At 63.1% G+C, this 16613-nt stretch carries 13 protein-coding genes; 3 read left to right on the top strand and 10 right to left on the bottom strand.

Annotated features, from left to right (window positions below; translation table 11 throughout):
• Nucleotides 1–91: 91 nt before the first annotated feature.
• Nucleotides 92–412 carry a hypothetical protein gene (locus tag IGW03_RS19710; RefSeq protein ID WP_194724245.1) on the bottom strand — a complete coding sequence of 107 codons (321 nt, stop codon included), beginning with the start codon at nucleotides 410–412 and terminating at the stop codon, nucleotides 92–94.
• Between the two features lie 198 nt (nucleotides 413–610).
• Here IGW03_RS19710 and IGW03_RS19705 point away from each other — a divergent pair, with 198 nt between their 5' ends.
• Both IGW03_RS19705 and IGW03_RS19700 read left to right on the top strand, forming a co-directional pair.
• Nucleotides 611–1243, top strand: a complete 633-nt coding sequence (locus tag IGW03_RS19705) for a TetR/AcrR family transcriptional regulator (protein WP_194724244.1) — start codon at nucleotides 611–613, stop codon at nucleotides 1241–1243.
• Nucleotides 1244–1258: 15 nt separating this feature from the next.
• Nucleotides 1259–2473 carry a multidrug effflux MFS transporter gene (locus IGW03_RS19700; protein ID WP_194724243.1) on the top strand — a complete coding sequence of 405 codons (1215 nt, stop codon included), beginning with the start codon at nucleotides 1259–1261 and terminating at the stop codon, nucleotides 2471–2473.
• A 23-nt stretch (nucleotides 2474–2496) separates the two neighbouring features.
• Here IGW03_RS19700 and IGW03_RS19695 read toward each other — a convergent pair whose 3' ends face one another.
• The 9 genes from IGW03_RS19695 to IGW03_RS19655 all read right to left on the bottom strand — a co-directional run bounded on the left by IGW03_RS19695 (nucleotide 2497) and on the right by IGW03_RS19655 (nucleotide 14381).
• Entirely contained in the window at nucleotides 2497–3375 is an 879-nt protein-coding gene (locus IGW03_RS19695) for a DMT family transporter (RefSeq protein WP_228535812.1), read from the bottom strand.
• Between the two features lie 83 nt (nucleotides 3376–3458).
• Nucleotides 3459–7136, bottom strand: coding sequence for a hydantoinase B/oxoprolinase family protein (locus IGW03_RS19690; protein WP_194724242.1), 3678 nt, complete (start codon nucleotides 7134–7136; stop codon nucleotides 3459–3461).
• A 72-nt stretch (nucleotides 7137–7208) separates the two neighbouring features.
• The gene (locus tag IGW03_RS19685) at nucleotides 7209–8258 is read right to left on the bottom strand and encodes an SDR family oxidoreductase (protein ID WP_194724241.1); all 1050 of its coding nucleotides are present in this window, start codon (nucleotides 8256–8258) and stop codon (nucleotides 7209–7211) included.
• Nucleotides 8259–8479: 221 nt separating this feature from the next.
• The gene (locus IGW03_RS19680; RefSeq protein WP_194724240.1) at nucleotides 8480–9844 is read right to left on the bottom strand and encodes an amidase; all 1365 of its coding nucleotides are present in this window, start codon (nucleotides 9842–9844) and stop codon (nucleotides 8480–8482) included.
• 21 nt (nucleotides 9845–9865) lie between these two features.
• Nucleotides 9866–11170: a TRAP transporter large permease gene (locus IGW03_RS19675; protein WP_194724239.1), complete on the bottom strand. Its 1305-nt coding sequence runs from the start codon at nucleotides 11168–11170 to the stop codon at nucleotides 9866–9868.
• Nucleotides 11170–11673, bottom strand: coding sequence for a TRAP transporter small permease (locus tag IGW03_RS19670; protein ID WP_194724238.1), 504 nt, complete (start codon nucleotides 11671–11673; stop codon nucleotides 11170–11172). The genes IGW03_RS19675 and IGW03_RS19670 overlap by 1 nt, the downstream gene beginning before the upstream one ends.
• Nucleotides 11674–11675: 2 nt before the next feature.
• Nucleotides 11676–12659: a TRAP transporter substrate-binding protein gene (locus tag IGW03_RS19665; RefSeq protein WP_194724237.1), complete on the bottom strand. Its 984-nt coding sequence runs from the start codon at nucleotides 12657–12659 to the stop codon at nucleotides 11676–11678.
• A gap of 19 nt (nucleotides 12660–12678) precedes the next feature.
• Entirely contained in the window at nucleotides 12679–13326 is a 648-nt protein-coding gene (locus IGW03_RS19660; RefSeq protein ID WP_194724236.1) for a DUF4286 family protein, read from the bottom strand.
• 95 nt (nucleotides 13327–13421) lie between these two features.
• Nucleotides 13422–14381: a LysR family transcriptional regulator gene (locus IGW03_RS19655; RefSeq protein ID WP_194724235.1), complete on the bottom strand. Its 960-nt coding sequence runs from the start codon at nucleotides 14379–14381 to the stop codon at nucleotides 13422–13424.
• A 551-nt stretch (nucleotides 14382–14932) separates the two neighbouring features.
• On the opposite strand from IGW03_RS19655, the gene IGW03_RS19650 reads away from it, so the two are divergent.
• Nucleotides 14933–16408, top strand: a complete 1476-nt coding sequence (locus tag IGW03_RS19650; RefSeq protein ID WP_194724234.1) for an iron-containing redox enzyme family protein — start codon at nucleotides 14933–14935, stop codon at nucleotides 16406–16408.
• Nucleotides 16409–16613: the final 205 nt, after the last annotated feature.

Genomic DNA, 16613 nt, shown 5'->3' with positions numbered 1-16613 from the left:
GATCGAACGAGCGGTCTGAACGCCAGCCTGCCGATTGGAAAATCGGCGGGCACATCGCTCTCATCGTTCCATCTTTCAGGCGAGCGAGAAATCAGCGGGGAATGTCCGACCCGCCGTCACGCCGGCGGCGGCGCTTGCCGAACAGCCGGTTCATGACGAGCACATAAAGCCCGGCCGCGCCCGCAATGAACGCCGCGGCGGCCAGATACCGTCGGGCCAGCGCCAGGTAATAACCGCTCGGGTCAGCCTCCTTCAGCGCCTTGTCCGCCGCCTCCCGCTGCTGCCGCTTTTCCGCTCCCGCCGCTTCGCGCTTGCGCACTGCCTCTTCGCATTGCGCATTTCCATGGCAGAAAGCGATAGCCCTTTCCATCCTTTCAGCAGCAATCGCGGCTTCCCGTTCAGCGTCCGCCATGGACGGTGCCGCAGGCAGCAGGCCGAAAAAAAGAATGAAAAGACAACGTGCAAGGAGAGACATGCTGGTGCCGGCGAAAAAGGGTACACGACTATAACGGCATTCCGCGCGCGTGAGGGATTTCCCGAACCCCCGCTGCAGGCCGCACCACTTCTCCGCTATAATCAAACGCCTGTTTGAAACGGCTGTTTAACAACAATGGCAACATCCGACGCTTTTCCCCAGACGCGCGAGCGCATCCTTCACATCGCCGCCGACGTCTTCGTCGAAAACGGCTTCAAGGCGGCTTCCATCCGCAAGATCTGCGAGCGGGCGAATGTCAATGTCGCCATGGTGCATTACTACTTCGGCAGCAAGGACGATCTCTACCTGGCCGTGCTCGACTTCGCGCGCGAGCAGGAAGAGAAAGCGTTTGTCGACGGCACAACCGCCGGCAACGAAGCCCCGGACGAGAAACTGCGCGCCGCAATCAAGCGGCTGGTGTCCAATCTCCTGACGCCTGGTCCGGCTTCGCTGCGCACCCGCCTGCTCGCATGGGAACTGATGGACCCGTCCGCAGCCATCGGCACCATTGCCGACCGAGACATCCGGCCCGAGCATCGCTTCTTCGCCGATCTGATCCGCGGCATCACCGGCGATGCGCTGGAGGACGACGCCATCCAGCGTTGCGTATTCAGCATCATCGGCCAGGCCGTTTTCTATGCCAGCGCCCGGCGCGTTCACGAGATCGCCGCGCCGGAGATCGCCTATGACCCGGCGGGCATCGTGAAAATTGCCGAGCACATTTACCAGTTCTCCATGGCCGCGCTCACCGGCCTTTCCACACATTGATCAAGACTTAGCGTGATGAATACCAAGCTGCTGACCGTCGTCCTGGCCGGGCTGGCCATGATCGGCCCTTTTGCCATCGACACCTATCTGCCTTCCTTCCCTGCGATCGCCGAGCACTTCACCGTCGCTCCGGCGCTGGTGCAGCAAACCCTCAGCGTCTATCTGTTTGCGTTTTCGCTGATGAACCTGTTCTACGGCACCCTGTCGGATTCCTTCGGCCGGCGCCCCGTGATTCTCTTTTCTCTCGTGCTCTTCACGGCGGCATCGATCGGCGCGGCACTGTCCGCGAGCTTCACCTCGCTGCTGGTCTTCAGGGCGCTGCAGGGTGCGTCCGCAGGCGCCGGCATGGTGATCGGGCAGGCCATCGTGCGCGACCGCTTCCAGGGTGCGGATGCGCAGCGCTTCATCGCCAACATCATGATGGTGTTCGGCATCGCTCCCGCAGTCGCGCCGGTGATCGGCGGCCTGCTCCATGTCGCCTTCGGCTGGCGCTCCACCTTTGCCTTCATGACCGCCATCGGCATCCTCCTGCTGATCGCCTGCTGCGCCACCCTGCGCGAGACCTTGCCGGCGGCATCGCGGCAGCCTTTCCGGGCCGCCGCCATCGCCGGCAATTACTGGACGGCGCTGCGCCATCCGCAATTCCTGCTGCGCGCCTTCGGTGCCGGCTTCGCCTTCAGCGGCTTTGCGCTGTATATCTCATCTGCGGCCAGCTTCGTCATGCAGGTGCTGCATCTGCCGGAGACCGCGTTCGGCTGGCTGTTCATTCCCATGGTTGCCGGCATGGTGATCGGCTCGGCGACAAGCGGCAGACTGGCGCACCGCGTGCCGCTTCCCGGCATGGTCCGGTGCGGTTTCCTCGTCATGGCGGCAGCGGCTGCCATCAACCTGATCTATACCGGCCTGTTCGCGCCGGCCGTACCTTGGGCGGTGCTGCCCATCATGCTGTATGCCTTCGGCATGGCCATGGCAGTGCCGGCGATGAGCGTGATGACGCAAAGCCTCTTTCCTCAGATGCGGGGACTCGCCGCCTCGTTGCAGAACTTCATTCAGATGCTGATTTTTGCGCTGGTATCGGGCTTCGTGGCGCCGCTGCTGTTCGATAGTGCCTTCAAGATGGCTGAAGGCGTGGCGGCCGGACTGGTGCTCGCCATGGTGTGCTGGGCATTGGGCAGCAAGGAGCAAGTTGCGCCCCCAACTGCCACGCCTGCGAAGGATCGACCCTTGTGATTTCAGGGGGCCGTTGAGCAGAATTATTCCTGTTCGGCGACCCGCACCGCCGGTCTGCGCGCTTCCCACAGCACCACGGCCAGGCCTGCGGAGCAGATCAGCGCAATGCCGATCGCCGTGGTCAAGTCCGGCAGCTGGCCGAACGCGATCCAGCCCAGCATGGCGGCCGCAACAATCTGCAGGTAAGTGAAGGGCGCAAGCAGCGTCGCCTGGCTCCTGCGGTAGGCCATGATCTGCAGCAGGTGGCCGGCAAATCCGGTGAACCCGGTGGAAATCAGCAGCACCCATTGCGGCGCCGACAGGTGCGGCACTTCCCAGAACCACGGCAATGCCGCGGTCAGCGCGACGGAGCCGAACAGGCCGCCGTAGAAATTGGTGGTGAGCGGATCATCATGCGCGACGCGGCGCGTGGAGATCTGGAAGAACGCAAACGTCAGTGCGGTCAGCAGGCCGAGCGCAACGCCGAGCGGATCGAGCGGCGATCCCGGCCGCACCACGATGAGCACGCCGGCAAAGCCCGTCAGCACGCCGATCCAGCGATGCAGCCGATGCGATTCACGCAGCAGCCACGGCGCCATGGCCATCAGGAACAGCGGCGCCATGAAATTGAGGGATGTCGCTTCGGCAAGCGGCAGGCGCCTGAGGACCGAAAAGAACAGTATCGTCGACAATACCATCAGCAGGCCGCGCGTCAGCTGGCGCGACAGCGAACGGGTCTTGAAGATGGCGCCGCCCCGCGACGGCAGCACGACGGCCGTCATCAGCGCGGTGTGCATCAGATAGCGCACCCATGTCACCATCAGGACCGGCACTCCTGCCAGTACCAGCCATTTTGCCGACGCGTCCAGCGTGGAGAGCGTCCACAGGCCTGCGATATGCAGGAGTATTCCGTTCCTGTTCAATGTCGTTCCGATTGAGGGTAATTCCGCATTGCCGTATCAACGCTTGCGCAGCGGGTCCAAGCCCGCCGCATGAATGCCGTTCATTATGCTTCAGGTGCGCCGAAGCCGCCTCCGCCCGGCGTTTCAACGACAAACACGTCCCCGGCCTGCATCTCGATCGATGCGGTCGCCCCCAGATCGACACGCGTGCCGTCCTGCCGGATCACGTAGTTGCGCCCCGGCGCTCCCGCCACTCCGCCCGCGAGCCCGAAGGGCGGAATGCGCCGGCGGTTCGACAGGATGGACGCCGTCATCGGCTCCAGGAAGCGCAGGCGGCGGATCGCGCCGTTGCCGCCCTTGCCGCGCCCCGCACCCCCGGTTCCATGGCGTATCTCGAAGCTTTCCAGCAAGACCGGAAAGCGCCATTCCAGCACTTCCGGATCGGTCAGGCGCGAGTTCGTCATGTGCGTCTGCACCACGTCGGTTCCGTCGAAGCACAGCATTTCGCCCTGTCCGTCTCTGCTCAGCAGGCCGCCGCCGGAGCCGCCCGAAATGGTTTCGTAATACTGGTGCCGGGCATTGCCGAAGGTGAAGTTGTTCATGGTTCCCTGCGCGCCGGCCATGACGCCGAGCGCGCCGTACAGCGCATCGGTGATGCATTGCGATGTCTCGACATTGCCGGCCACGGTGGCCGCCGGAAAATGCGGATTGAGCATGGATCCCGGCGGAATGATCACCTGCAGCGGCTTGAGGCAGCCGGCGTTCATCGGGATCTCGTCGTCGACCAGCGTGCGGAACACATACAGCACCGCCGCCATGCAGACGGCCGACGGCGCGTTGAAATTGTTGGGCAGCTGGTCCGACGTACCTGTGAAGTCGATGACAGCGCTGCGCGCCGCGCTGTCGACTTTGACCGCGACGCGAATGACGGCGCCGTTGTCCATCTCGTAGGAAAACTCGCCGTCCTGCAGCACGCCGATCACGCGCCGCACCGCCTCCTCTGCGTTGTCCTGCACATGCGTCATGTAGGCCTTGACCACATCAAGGCCGAATTCGCGCACCATGCGCCGCAGTTCCGTCACGCCTTTTTCATTCGCGGCAATCTGCGCGCGCAGGTCGGCGACGTTCTGGTCCGGATTGCGGGCGGGATAGCGGCCGCCGCCGAGCAGCGCGCGCAGTTCGCTCTCGCGCAGGCGCCCGCCTTCCACCAGCTTGAAATTGTCGAGCAGCACGCCCTCTTCTTCCACCGTCCGGCTGTTGGGCGGCATGGAGCCCGGCGTGATGCCGCCGATGTCCGCATGGTGGCCGCGCGAAGCGACGAAGAACAGCAGTTCCCGTTCCGCTTCGTCGAATACGGGGGTGACGACCGTAACGTCGGGCAGGTGAGTGCCGCCGTTGTAGGGGTCGTTGAGGACATAAGTGTCGCCCGGCCGTATGCGTCCTGCATTCTTGCGGATGACGGTCTTGATGCTTTCCCCCATCGAACCGAGATGGACCGGCATGTGAGGCGCATTTGCGATCAGGCTGCCGTCGGCGTCGAACAGCGCGCAGGAGAAATCGAGGCGCTCCTTGATATTGACCGAGAAGGCGGTGTTGGCGAGAGTCGCTCCCATCTGCTCCGCGATCGACATGAAGAGGTTATTGAAGATTTCGAGCATCACCGGATCGACCGCCGTGCCGATCGCGAAACGCTGGGCGCGCGGCACGGCGCGCGTGAGCAGGATCTCGCCGCCCGGCAGCGTTTCCATCTGCCACTCGGGCTCCACCACGGTCGTCGCATTGGCATCGGAGACGATGGCCGGACCGGCGATGCGCGTGCCGCTGCCCAGTGCGTCCCGCCGGTAAACCGGCGTGTCGTGATATTGCCCGCCCGAGTACATGCGCACGGTTGCCGTCGGCGCTGGCGCAGATGCCGCACCGGTTCCGGCTTGCCCCGCATCGGGCGAGCGCGGCTGTTCGCCGCTCCGGCCGATCGCTTCGACCGACAGCGCCTCGATGACCAGCCGCTTGTCCGGCATCAGGAAGCTGTAGCGCTGCCGGTAAGTCGCCTCGAAGGCAGCCTGCATGCCGGGCGCGTCGGCGTATTCGACGACCAGCGCGGCATCCGTGCCTTCGTAGCGCAGATGGGCGCGCCGCACGACGCGGATGCGTTCGCTTGCAATCCCCTGTGCCGCCACCTGTAGCGTTGCGTTTTCGGCCATGCCTTCGAGCACCGCTTCGCACTGCGGCAGGCTGTCCTGCTGCAGCGGCAGCTCGACGCTGGTTTCACGCATGGCGGTGATATCGGCCAGCCCCATGCCGTAGGCGGAGAGCACGCCGGCCAGCGGATGGATCAGGGCGCGGCTCATGCCGAGCGCGTCGGCGACCAGGCAGGCATGCTGGCCGCCTGCGCCGCCGAAGCTGACGAGGGTGTATTTAGTCACGTCATAGCCGCGTTCAACGGAGATCTTCTTGATCGCATTGGCCATGTTGGACACCGCGATGCTGATGAAGCCCTCGGCTACCGATTCCGGCGTGCCGGTGCGTCCTGTGCTGCCGGCAATCTTTGCCGCCAGTTCCTCGAAACGCTGCCGCACCGACGCGGTGTCGAGCGGCTGGTCCGCCCGCGGGCCGAAGATCTGCGGGAAAAACGCAGGCTGGATCTTGCCCAGCAGGACGTTGCAGTCGGTCACCGCCAGCGGCCCGCCGTTGCCGTAGGCAGCAGGCCCCGGATTGGCGCCGGCCGAGTCCGGCCCGACGCGCATCCGGGAACCGTCGAACTGCAGGATCGATCCGCCGCCGGCAGCCACGGTATGGATGTTCATCATCGGCGCGCGCATGCGCACGCCGGCCACCTGCGTCTCGAAAGCCCGTTCGAATTCGCCGTTGTAGTGCGAGACGTCGGTCGAGGTGCCGCCCATGTCGAAGCCGATGATCTGGCCTGCACCGGCCGCCTCGGCGACACGCACCATGCCGACGATGCCGCCGGCCGGGCCGGACAGGATCGAATCCTTGCCCTGGAACTGCTCGGCCGCGGTGAGGCCGCCGCTGGATTGCATGAACATGAGCTTGATGCCGGTAAGATCGCGCGCGATCCTGTCCACGTAGCGCCGCAGCAGCGGCGACAGATAGGCATCGACGACGGTCGTGTCGCCGCGCCCGACCAGCTTCATCATGGGGCTGACCTGATGCGACACCGAGATCTGGGTGAATCCCATGTCGGCGGCCATCTTCGCGGCGGCCTGCTCGTGCTGCGGGTAACGGTAGGCATGCATCAAGACGATCGCGATCGCGCGGATGCCGGCGTCGAGCGCCCTCTGCAGCTTTGCCCGCAGTTCATCGTCCTGCATCTCCCGCAGGACCTCGCCTTGTGCAGTGATGCGCTCGTCGATTTCCTCGACGCGGCTGTACAGCAGTTCCGGCAGCATGATGCGTCGGTCGAATATGCGCGGGCGTGCCTGATAGCCGATGCGCAGCGCATCGCGGAATCCGGCGGTCGTCAGCAGGAGCGTCGCTTCGCCCTTGCGTTCGAGCAGGGCATTGGTGGCGACCGTGGTTCCCATCTTGACCGCTTCCACCTGTTCGGGCGGAATCGGATCGCCTGCCTTCAGGCCCAGCAGCGCGCGGATGCCGGCCAGCGCCGCATCCTCATACTGGCCCGGGTTCTCGGAAAGCAGCTTGTGCGTGACCAGCGCGCCGTCCGGACGGCGGGCGACGATATCGGTGAACGTGCCGCCGCGGTCGATCCAGAATTGCCAGCGCCGGCTGTCCTGCAGGTTGGTAGCAGTCGTATTGGTAGCCATGGTGTGAGCGTGTAAGAGAAGCAGGCGAAGAAGGCCAAGGGGAACGGCGCGATGCCTATGCGCCGCGCGGAGTCAGGGTATGAAGCGCTGCTCGCGGAAGCTGTCGAAGATCCGGATGAACATGTCTTCGGAATCGACAAACTCCTGGAAGCCGTATTTTCTCGCCTTGGTGTTGTCGAGCATGATGTCCCAGGTCGGCGCAAACGCATAATTGGCGAATGCCCAGTTCGCAGCCTCGGAAAACGGCGTCGGCAGCAGGCCGTGCTCCTGCACGATCTCGTCCCAGAGCGCTTCCTTGTCCGCCATCATCAGCTCGAGGTCGATCTGCTGCACGCCGCCGTTCTCGAGCCCGAAATAGTCGGCGATCCGCGGCCACAGGTATTGCCAGCGGAAGTGGTCGCCGTTGACCATGTTGAAGGCTTCGTTGGCCGCCGCTGGCGTGGTCGCGGCCCACAGCATGCCCTTGTTCAGCAATTCGACGTCGCTCGCGCAATGGATGGCCCGAAACGCGCCTTCGGGCCCCGGGAAGCGCAGCGGCAAGCCCAACTTCTTGCACAGGGTGGCGTAGACGGCGATCGGCTTGGGCAGGTTGATGTCGGTGCGCGCGTAGCCGCAGACGATGTGCGGACGCATCAGCGAATAGCTCCACGGCTTGCCGCGCGCGAGTTCCTTCAGCAGGTCTTCCTGGGTGTAATAGAAGTTCGGCGGGAAATGCCGCGCATCGCTCTCCTTCGCCGGCGTCTTGAACGGCCCTAGGTGACGGCCATAGTATTTCGACCCCTGCAGCAGGGACACATGCTCGAGGCGGCTTGCGCCCGGCAGGATCGCGGTCATCGCGTTCTTGAACAGATCGGTGTCCCTGGCCGCCTTGTCGACCCAGCGCGTACCTGTTGCATGGCCGGTCCAAAAGATATGCGTGGCGTTCGTCAATTGCCCGAGCTTGTCTGCGCAGTCGCCGGGGTCGCTCATGTCGCACTCGACATGCCGGGCACGCGTCTCGAATTGAGGGGGCCGGCGCGAGACGATCGTCACGTCCCATCCGCCCACCTTGTCCAGCAATTGAGCCATATTGGCTCCGACCATGCCGGTGCCGCCAAGAATGACGGCGGTTTTGTCAGTCATTGAAGTTCCTTGTGAGTGGGTGGGTGGACGAAATAGGGTTGGTTTGGTGAGGGAATGCATGCGCCACAATGCCTCTCCTCCCCCTTCAAGGGGGAGGTCGGGTGGGGGATGGGTTTAAGCATGTAGGTGCGTTAACCCCATCCCCACCCCAACCCTCCCCCTGAAGGGGAGGGAGTAGAGGTTTAGCGGCGTACGTGTTTCACCTGCCCCAACCTTTCCATTCAGACCGCCTGCAGAAGCGCAGCCTCCACCGCTGCACCAAGCGCCAGTATCTGCTCGTCTTGCCCATTTAAACCGGCAACCATCAGCCCCACCGGCGCATCGCCGGGCTTGTGGCAAGGCAGGCTCAATGCGCAGCCGTCGACAAAGTTGATCAGCGTTGGATTGCGCAGCATGAGCAGATTGGTCGAGGTAAATAATTCGTCGCTGTCGCGCAATGCGGCAATCGGCGGTGCGACCACCGGTACCGTCGGCATCAGGAACGCGTCGCATCCGGCTTCCGCCAGCCGCTTGCCTACGCCTGCGCTCCAGCGCTTGCGTTCGCCGAGCAGCGTGATGTAATCCGCGGCGCTCATCGCAGCACCCCTGCGGATTCGCACCGCGACGCGGGGATCGTATTCCGCTTCACGTTCGCCAAGCATTTGCTCATGCCACGCCCAGGACTCGGCAGCGATGAAGCCACCTTGCCGGTTGATATGCGCAAGTTCGGCAAACTCGGGAACGTCGATCTCGACCAGGCTGGCCCCTGCCTTCGACAGGCTTGCGCAGGCCGCCTCGAACGCCGCCGATACTGCGGCATCGATGCCGTCGAACGCCAGTGTGCGCGGTATCGCAAATCGATGATGGGCAAGTTCGGCCGGGCGCAGGTCTTCGCGGGATGCGCCAGACAGTACTGCGTCGATGCGGGCGCAACATGCGACGCTGTGCGCAAGAGGTCCGCTGGAATCGAGGCTGGTGGACAGCGGCAGCACGCCGTCGCCGGGCACGCGGCTGGCAGTGGGCTTGAACCCGGTCAGCCCGCAGAGCGCGGAAGGAATGCGCACCGAGCCGCCGGTATCGGTGCCGATGGCGGCAACCGCCGCGCCCTCGACGACCGATATCGCCGCACCCGACGACGAACCGCCGGGGATGCGTCCGGTCTCGCGGTCCCAGGGATTGCGCGGCGTGCCGTAGTGCGGGTTCAGGCCCAGGCCGGAATACGCGAACTCGGTCATGTTGGTGCGGCCGATGATCACCGCTCCGGCCCGCCTCAGCCTTTCCACGACAATGCTGTCCTGCCGCGCGGGAGCGGCGTCATTCCTCACCCGCGAACCTGCCCGCGTGACCTGCCCCGCTTCATCGAAGAGGTCCTTGACCGATATGGGAATGCCGGCCAGCACCGGCAACGGCACGCCGGCGGCGCGCATCGTGTCGATGGCGTCGGCCGTCGCGCGCGCCGCGGTGGCATGCACGGCAATGAAGGTGGCCTGCGCCTCGCAGGAGTTCAGCGCCGCCTGCAGCGCCAGCTCGGTCAGTTCCCGGCTGCTGACGCGGCCGCCGTCGAGTTCGGCACGCCAGTAATCCAGTGTATTGGGAGGAAGAGACATGAATCGCTTTCGTCAACAGGTTCAGCGCGCCACCATGGCGCTCGGCAGACTCAGCACGATCTGAGGGAACATCGTGATCAGCACGACCGCGACGACCATCAGCACGAAGAAAGGAAATGCGGCCTTGGCCACCGTGAAGATGTCCTTTCCGGTCATGCCTTGCACGACGAAGAGGTTGAATCCCACGGGCGGCGTGACCTGCGCCATCTCGACCACGATCACGATGTAAATGCCGAACCAGAGCAGGTCGATGCCGGCGGCCTGGACCGCCGGCATGATCACCGACGTGGTCAGCAGTACGATGGAAATGCCATCGAGGAAGCAGCCCAGCACGATGAAGAACAAAGTCAGCGCCGTCAGCAGCGCCCAGGCTGGCATGCCGATGCCGGCGATCCAGTTCGCAAGGGCTGCCGGCAGGCCGGTGAAGCTCATGGCCGAAGTCAGGTAGGCTGCTCCCAGCAGGATGAAGAAGATCATCGTCGAGGTGCGGACCGCGCCGAGCAGGCTGTCGACAAACGTGGCGCGCGTCAGCATGCCCGACAGGGCCGCGATCAGTAGCGCACCCACCACGCCGATGGCGGCGGCCTCGGTGGCGGTTGCAAACCCGGCATAGATGGAACCGATGACACCGATGATGAGCAGCACTACCGGAATCAGGCTTCGCGACGCATGAAGCTTCTGGCCGAAGCTCATCGCCATGGCGGCGACGGGAATCCGCTCCTTGTTCATCGCAGCCCAGAGAACGATGTACCCCGAGAACAGCGCCATCAGAAGCAGCCCGGGCAGCACGCCGGCGATGAACAGCCGGGCAACCGAGATCTGCGCGGCGACGCCGTACACGATCATGATGATCGAAGGCGGAATCAGCAGACCCAGTGTGCCCGAGCCGGCCAGCGAGCCGATGGAAATCGCCTCGGGATAACCGCGCGACTTGAGTTCGGGCAGGGAAATGCGGCCGATGGTCGCCGCCGTTGCGGCGGAGGATCCGCTGACCGCGGCGAAAATGCCGCAGCCGAGCACATTGACATGCAGCAGGCGGCCGGGCAGCCTGTCGACCCACGGCGCCAGCCCCGCGAACATGTCTTCGGAGAGCTTGGTGCGAAACAGGATCTCGCCCATCCAGATGAACAGCGGCAATGCCGTCATGGTCCAGCTGGCGCTCGACGCCCAGCTGTTGGTGGCGAGGATGGAACCGCCGGGCGCACCGGCGAAGAACTCCATGCCGATGATGCCGACGGCAATCAGCGCCGGCGCGATCCAGACGCCCATTCCGAGAAGCAGCACAAGCGCGCCTCCGAGAATTATTGCGAGCCACACCATATCCATTATTCGCTCCTCGCTTCGCCTTCGCCGATTTCGAAATTCTCATGCCGCAGCACGCGCACCAGCCGCTCGCCGAAAGCGAGCACCAGCAGGATGGTGCCGATGACCATCGGCAGCTGGGGCATCCACATCGGCACCGCGATCAGGCCTTGCGACACCTCGTTGAAACGGTAGCTTTCGATCACGAAGGCGGTGCAGTGCCAGGCCAGATAGGCTGCGAGCAGCAGGCCGATGAGCGACACCAGGACCTCGAGCGGATGATGGAGCGACTCGGGGATGAAGCGCATGACCACCTGCACCCGGATATGCGAGCCGCAGTGCAGCGCATACGGCAAACCGAGAAAGCCGGCGGCGGCCATGGCCCATGCGGCAAACTCCTCGGCGTCGCGCACGGTCGAGCCCAGGTTGCGGGCCACGACCTGCGCGATGATGAGCATGCAGATCAGGACCAGCGCGGTCGCCGACAGCAGCCCGGAAAGCCGGTATAAGCGGTGCAGGAAGGCCATCTTCAGGGCTTGGCCTTGTCAAGTACCGCCTTGCCGTCAGGGCCGGCCTTCTTCAGCCATTCCTCGGCCATCACCGCGCCGATCTTCGCCAGGTCCGGCTGCAGTGCCGCCGGCGTCGGTCCGACCACCATGCCGTTCTTGGCCAGGGTCTGCGTCAGCTCGCTGGTCTTGCTGCGGCCCAGCTCCCAACCCTTTTTCTCGGCGCGTTCGGCGGCGGCCAGCACCGCCTTCTGGGAAGCCTCCGGCAGCCTGCCGAAGGCACGTGCGTTCACCATGACCACGTTCTTCGGGATGAAGGCCTGCACGTCGTAGTAATACTTGGAAAAATCCCATGCCTGGGAATCGACGCCGGTGGCGGGCGAGGTAATCATCGCTTCGATCAGGCCGGTGCCGAAGGCCTGCGGCACGTCGCCGGAATTGACCGTGGTCGGCGAGGCGCCCATCAGCTCCACCAGGCGGGAAGTAGCGGCATTGTAGGCACGGAATTTCATGCCCTTGAAGTCGGACATCTGCTTGACCGGCACCTTGGTGTAGATGCCCTGGGGCGGCCATGGCACGCTGTAGAGCAGCTTGATGCCCTGCTTCTGCAGGCGGGCTTCCATCTGGGCGCGGCTTGCCTGCCACAGCTTCCAGGCGCTGTCGAAGTCGCGTGCCAGCAGCGGCACCGCATCGACTTCGAAGATGGCGTCTTCATTGCCCAGCACCGAGATCAATACGTCGCCGAGCGGCACCTGACCGGTCTGCACCGCGCGCTTGAGATCGGCGCGCTTGAACAATACCGAGTTCGAATGAATCTTGATGTCGAGCTCACCGTTGGTGGCCTTGGCGACATCGGCTGCGAAGTCGCGGGCGACCGTCGTGATGTAGTTTCCATCCGGCTGCTCGACGGAAAAATTCCAGCGCTCGGCGGCATGGGCCGAGGACAGGCCGAGGCCCAGGCTCAGGGCGGCGATGCCTGTAAGAAAACAGCGGCGGTGCAGGGTCATGAGTCTTTCTCCAGAAAGTTCAGGAAGCCAGGCGCCAGAGCGACTGGAACGAATAGACTTCTTCCGAGGGCAGGCCCAGGGATTGGGACAAAGCTTGGGCATGCTGCTGCGCGACCTCTGCCCGCGTGGCCTCGATCATCACGAGGGCATCGGCGGGCGCGGGCTTCGCATCCGCGGTCACCGGCGTGGACAGGGCAGTATCGGTTTCGAGCAGCGTGGCACGTATGACGTGATCCTCGCCGGTCACACCGGTCAGCCGCTGCCGCAGCTGGTCCTTCACGCCGGGCTGCTTGAGCGCATCTTCCGGCACCACGAACAGCGCAAGCGCTCCGCCCTCGCCTTCACCCTGCTCGAGGCTCAGGCGGCCGACGCGCCGCTGCGTGCCGCGCATGCGCTTGAAGTTCTCGAGCGACCAGGCGGTCTGGTTTGCAAATGCGGTCCGGTAGGCGTCGGAATGGAAGGTATCGATGCCGTCCGTGTAGTACAGCGCCAGATAGGGTCTCGGGCAGTTGCCTGCTGCGGCAAAACGGCGTGCACTTTGAAAGCCGGGAATTGCGACACGCTCCTGCATGTGCTCACGGTCATACCAGCGATTGAAGTCCAGCTCGTGCTCTGGGTCGATATCGGTCCAGATGCAGAGCAGCCCACGTTCCTTGTCAGCGTTCATGAGAAGCCAGTCGTCGTGTTAGCGATCAGCTATTCTGGCCCCGACGCACCGTCAAAATCCAACAATAAATTTTTGCAGTTACCGATCAATTAAGTTTATGGCCTTGCAATGGCCCACGGATCGCCGGGCACCTCCGAGGACGGCATGCGCGCCACTTCCCTGGGCAGGGAGCGGGCGAAGTCCTGCGCGCTTTGCTGCGCTGCAACAGCAATCTGCTGGAACAGCCGCGTTTCCGGACGAGAACGGTAGGAGCAGACGAGCGACATGTTGGGCATCTCGCTGTCGATGCTCAGGATGGAGACCTGCCCGCTGGCCAGCTCCTGCTGCACGATCGCGGGAGGAAGCATCGCCACGCCGAAGCCGTCCACGACGAGCCGCACCATCGCCGAGACCGACGTCATGCAGTTGATCCTGACCGGCTTCTCGATCTTGTCCTTGAACAGCCGTTCCAGATACCTGTGGGGCCCTGAATTGCGGGAAAAGCTCAGGATGGGAAACGTGGCGATATCGGCCAGGGTCAGCACATCGCCATGAAGATTCAATCCGGTGGCGCCGAACCAGCGCATCGGGAAATCGCACAGCGGCAGGTTCTGCACATTGGTCTCGAACACCGGGTCGGTCTGCAGAATGACATCGAGGTGCCCCTTGTTGAATTGCTCGATCAGCTTGATCGTCGTGTCTCCGGCAAGCTCCACTTCCAGCTGCGGATAGGCGCGATGGATGCGGGTCATCAGGTCGGGAAACCAGGAATGGATGATGGACTCGATCACGCCGATGCGCACCACCCCGGTGTAGAGCGCCGGGTCTTTCATGTTCTCGAGCATTTCCTGGGTCGTGTTCACCAGGCGTTCGGCGTACAGCAGCGCCTTGCTGCCCTCCAGCGTGAGGGTCACTTCCCTGTCCGCCCGGTTGAACAGGCGCACGCCGAGCTCCTGCTCAAGCGTGGCGATGCGGCTGGACACGGCCGCCTGCGTGGTATGAAGCTTTTCCGCCGTCAAACGGAAATTGCGTATTCTGGCGAGCCAGACGAATGTTTCCAGAAAGCGTAGGTTCATCGTAGTCCTTCATGCCGCGGATGATGAAGGCAAGGCCGCTGTGAACACTGCGGCAGTCATGTCTCCGGAGCCGACGCTCACCGAGGCGCTCATTATTTTCCAAATGACAATCTTGGGCGAGAAGCACCCATCCGTCAAGCCGGTGAAAGGGATTGGCTTGCTACTTCAATAGAGCTCCCGTTTTCGACGGATAGCTGCAATGAAATCTTTCAATGCTGCACAGGAGAATCGCCATTATCAGGATCGTCGTGGCTCGAGGAGAAATGTCGAGGGCTTGGAGAACAGGAAACGGTAGAGCAACGAGAACCTGCTGCTTCTCTTATGCAAAGTTTTATTAACGAAATCCTCAATGTATTTTTTACCGCTCGAATGCATAAAGAATCGGTACGGCAAATCGGGCCGCTGCACGCACGCCAGCAAATTCCGGAAAAGACGTTGTCCTAGACACGTTAAGGAGGGAGATTTTCCTCCCATACAATTTCCAGAGTGCTGGCATGGAGAATGCATTAAAGGCCATAACAATTTAAACATACGGTCTTTCCGAATCTGTCATGCGATCATTACTCTCAACAAGTCCAACTGCAGCAATTCATGAAACCCTCGCCCCGGATGCCAAGAGTCTTTACTTTGAACTGAACGCCGAGCATGGACCTACCCAAGAAGCACTCGAACGCAGCCGAGATTTTCTGCAGAACAAACTGAAGGAGACCGAGGGCTTGCCGTGCGACCTTCCGGACCGCATGGAAGAGTGGCATGACTGGATGGAAAACGGCGCCGCACAAGCCTCGCAGCAGTATCGCGACTATCTGCATGGCCGCCGGTCAGGCCAGGGGCGGCGTTACTTCGGCAATGTATCGCACGCACTGTACTTCCTGAACGCGGTCGCACCCACCAAGCTGGTCGACGGCTCCTGGCTTTACGGCGTATTGCAGCGCTGGGATGATCCGCGATTCGGCGACCTGATCCGCATCTATCTGGAAGAACTCGGCGAAGGACTTCCGGACAAGAACCATGTGGTTCTGTACCGCAAGCTGCTGGAAAAGCACGGATGCACGCATTGGCCGCAATTGGACGAAGCCTATTTCACGCAGGGCACCATACAGCTGTGCCTGGCCCATCACGCGGCCGATTTCCTACCCGAGGTGATCGGCTTCAATCTCGGCTATGAACAGCTTCCCCTGCATCTGCTGATCACCGCTTACGAGCTTAATGAACTCGGCATCGATCCCTACTACTTCACCTTGCACGTCACGGTGGACAACGCATCCACCGGCCATGCGCAAAAGGCCTTGAAAGCCGTGTTCGACGCCATGCCGCAAGCAGGCGACCGCGCCGAATTCCTGCGCCGCGTGATCAACGGATACAAGCTGAACGAGATTGGCATCAACACGCTGACAGCGATCAAGTCATTCGACATCACGCAGGCGCTGCTGTCGACCTTCCGCGCCAAGGCTAAGGTTGGAGCGGCCGTGCATTCGGACTACTGCCGCGTCGGCGGACGCACCGTCAGCGACTGGCTGGCGGAACCGGAGCGCATGCCGGACTTCCTTGCGGCGCTGGAAGACGCCGGCTGGATAAAGCGGCACGAAGCCCCGGAGAACAGCCGCTTCTGGAAGCTGATCAGCGGCGAACGCGCCGAGATGTTCGGTGTCTTTACCGGCTATGAGCAGCAGCTCATCCGCGACTGGATTGCAGGCGATGCCGCCCAGGCAGGAGCGACGTTGCCGCGCCAGCCAAGCTTCAGGGCCAAGCAACGCATGCTGGAAGCAGCGGCCGACACTGCGGGCCGGAGCCGTCCGACCTACATGGCGCGCGGCGTGTTCCGCACCCAGCAGGCAAGAAACCGCGCAGCCAACGACCACGACGACTTCAACGCCGATCTGCGCCTGCTCGAAGCCGAAATCGCCGCATTGAAGGACCGCAGGAAAATCATGTCGCGCCTCGTCGAGCTGTTGTCGCCGGCGGTCCACCATACGTCGGCCGGCATGATGGCCACGCGCATTTTCAATCGCATGTTTTACACGTGAGGCATCATAATCAATGCCGCAAAGACAATGTCGCCAGCGGTCATCTTATTTCCCCTCTCCCGCAAGCGGGGAGAAGGCAGGGTTTCGCAAACCATGGTTTGCGCGGCCGTAGCCGGATCGGCTTACAAGTCGATCCGTGGGGCGCGGAGCGGGGGTCAGGGGTGAGGGCGGCAGCATGAGCGACTGAGGTCTTCGCACGCCATTT

Origin of the sequence: Noviherbaspirillum malthae (assembly GCF_015352985.1) — a bacterium.
GTDB lineage: Bacteria > Pseudomonadota > Gammaproteobacteria > Burkholderiales > Burkholderiaceae_D > Noviherbaspirillum > Noviherbaspirillum malthae.
Note: the sequence above shows the minus strand (reverse complement) of the source record. Positions and strands in the feature narration are given on the sequence as shown.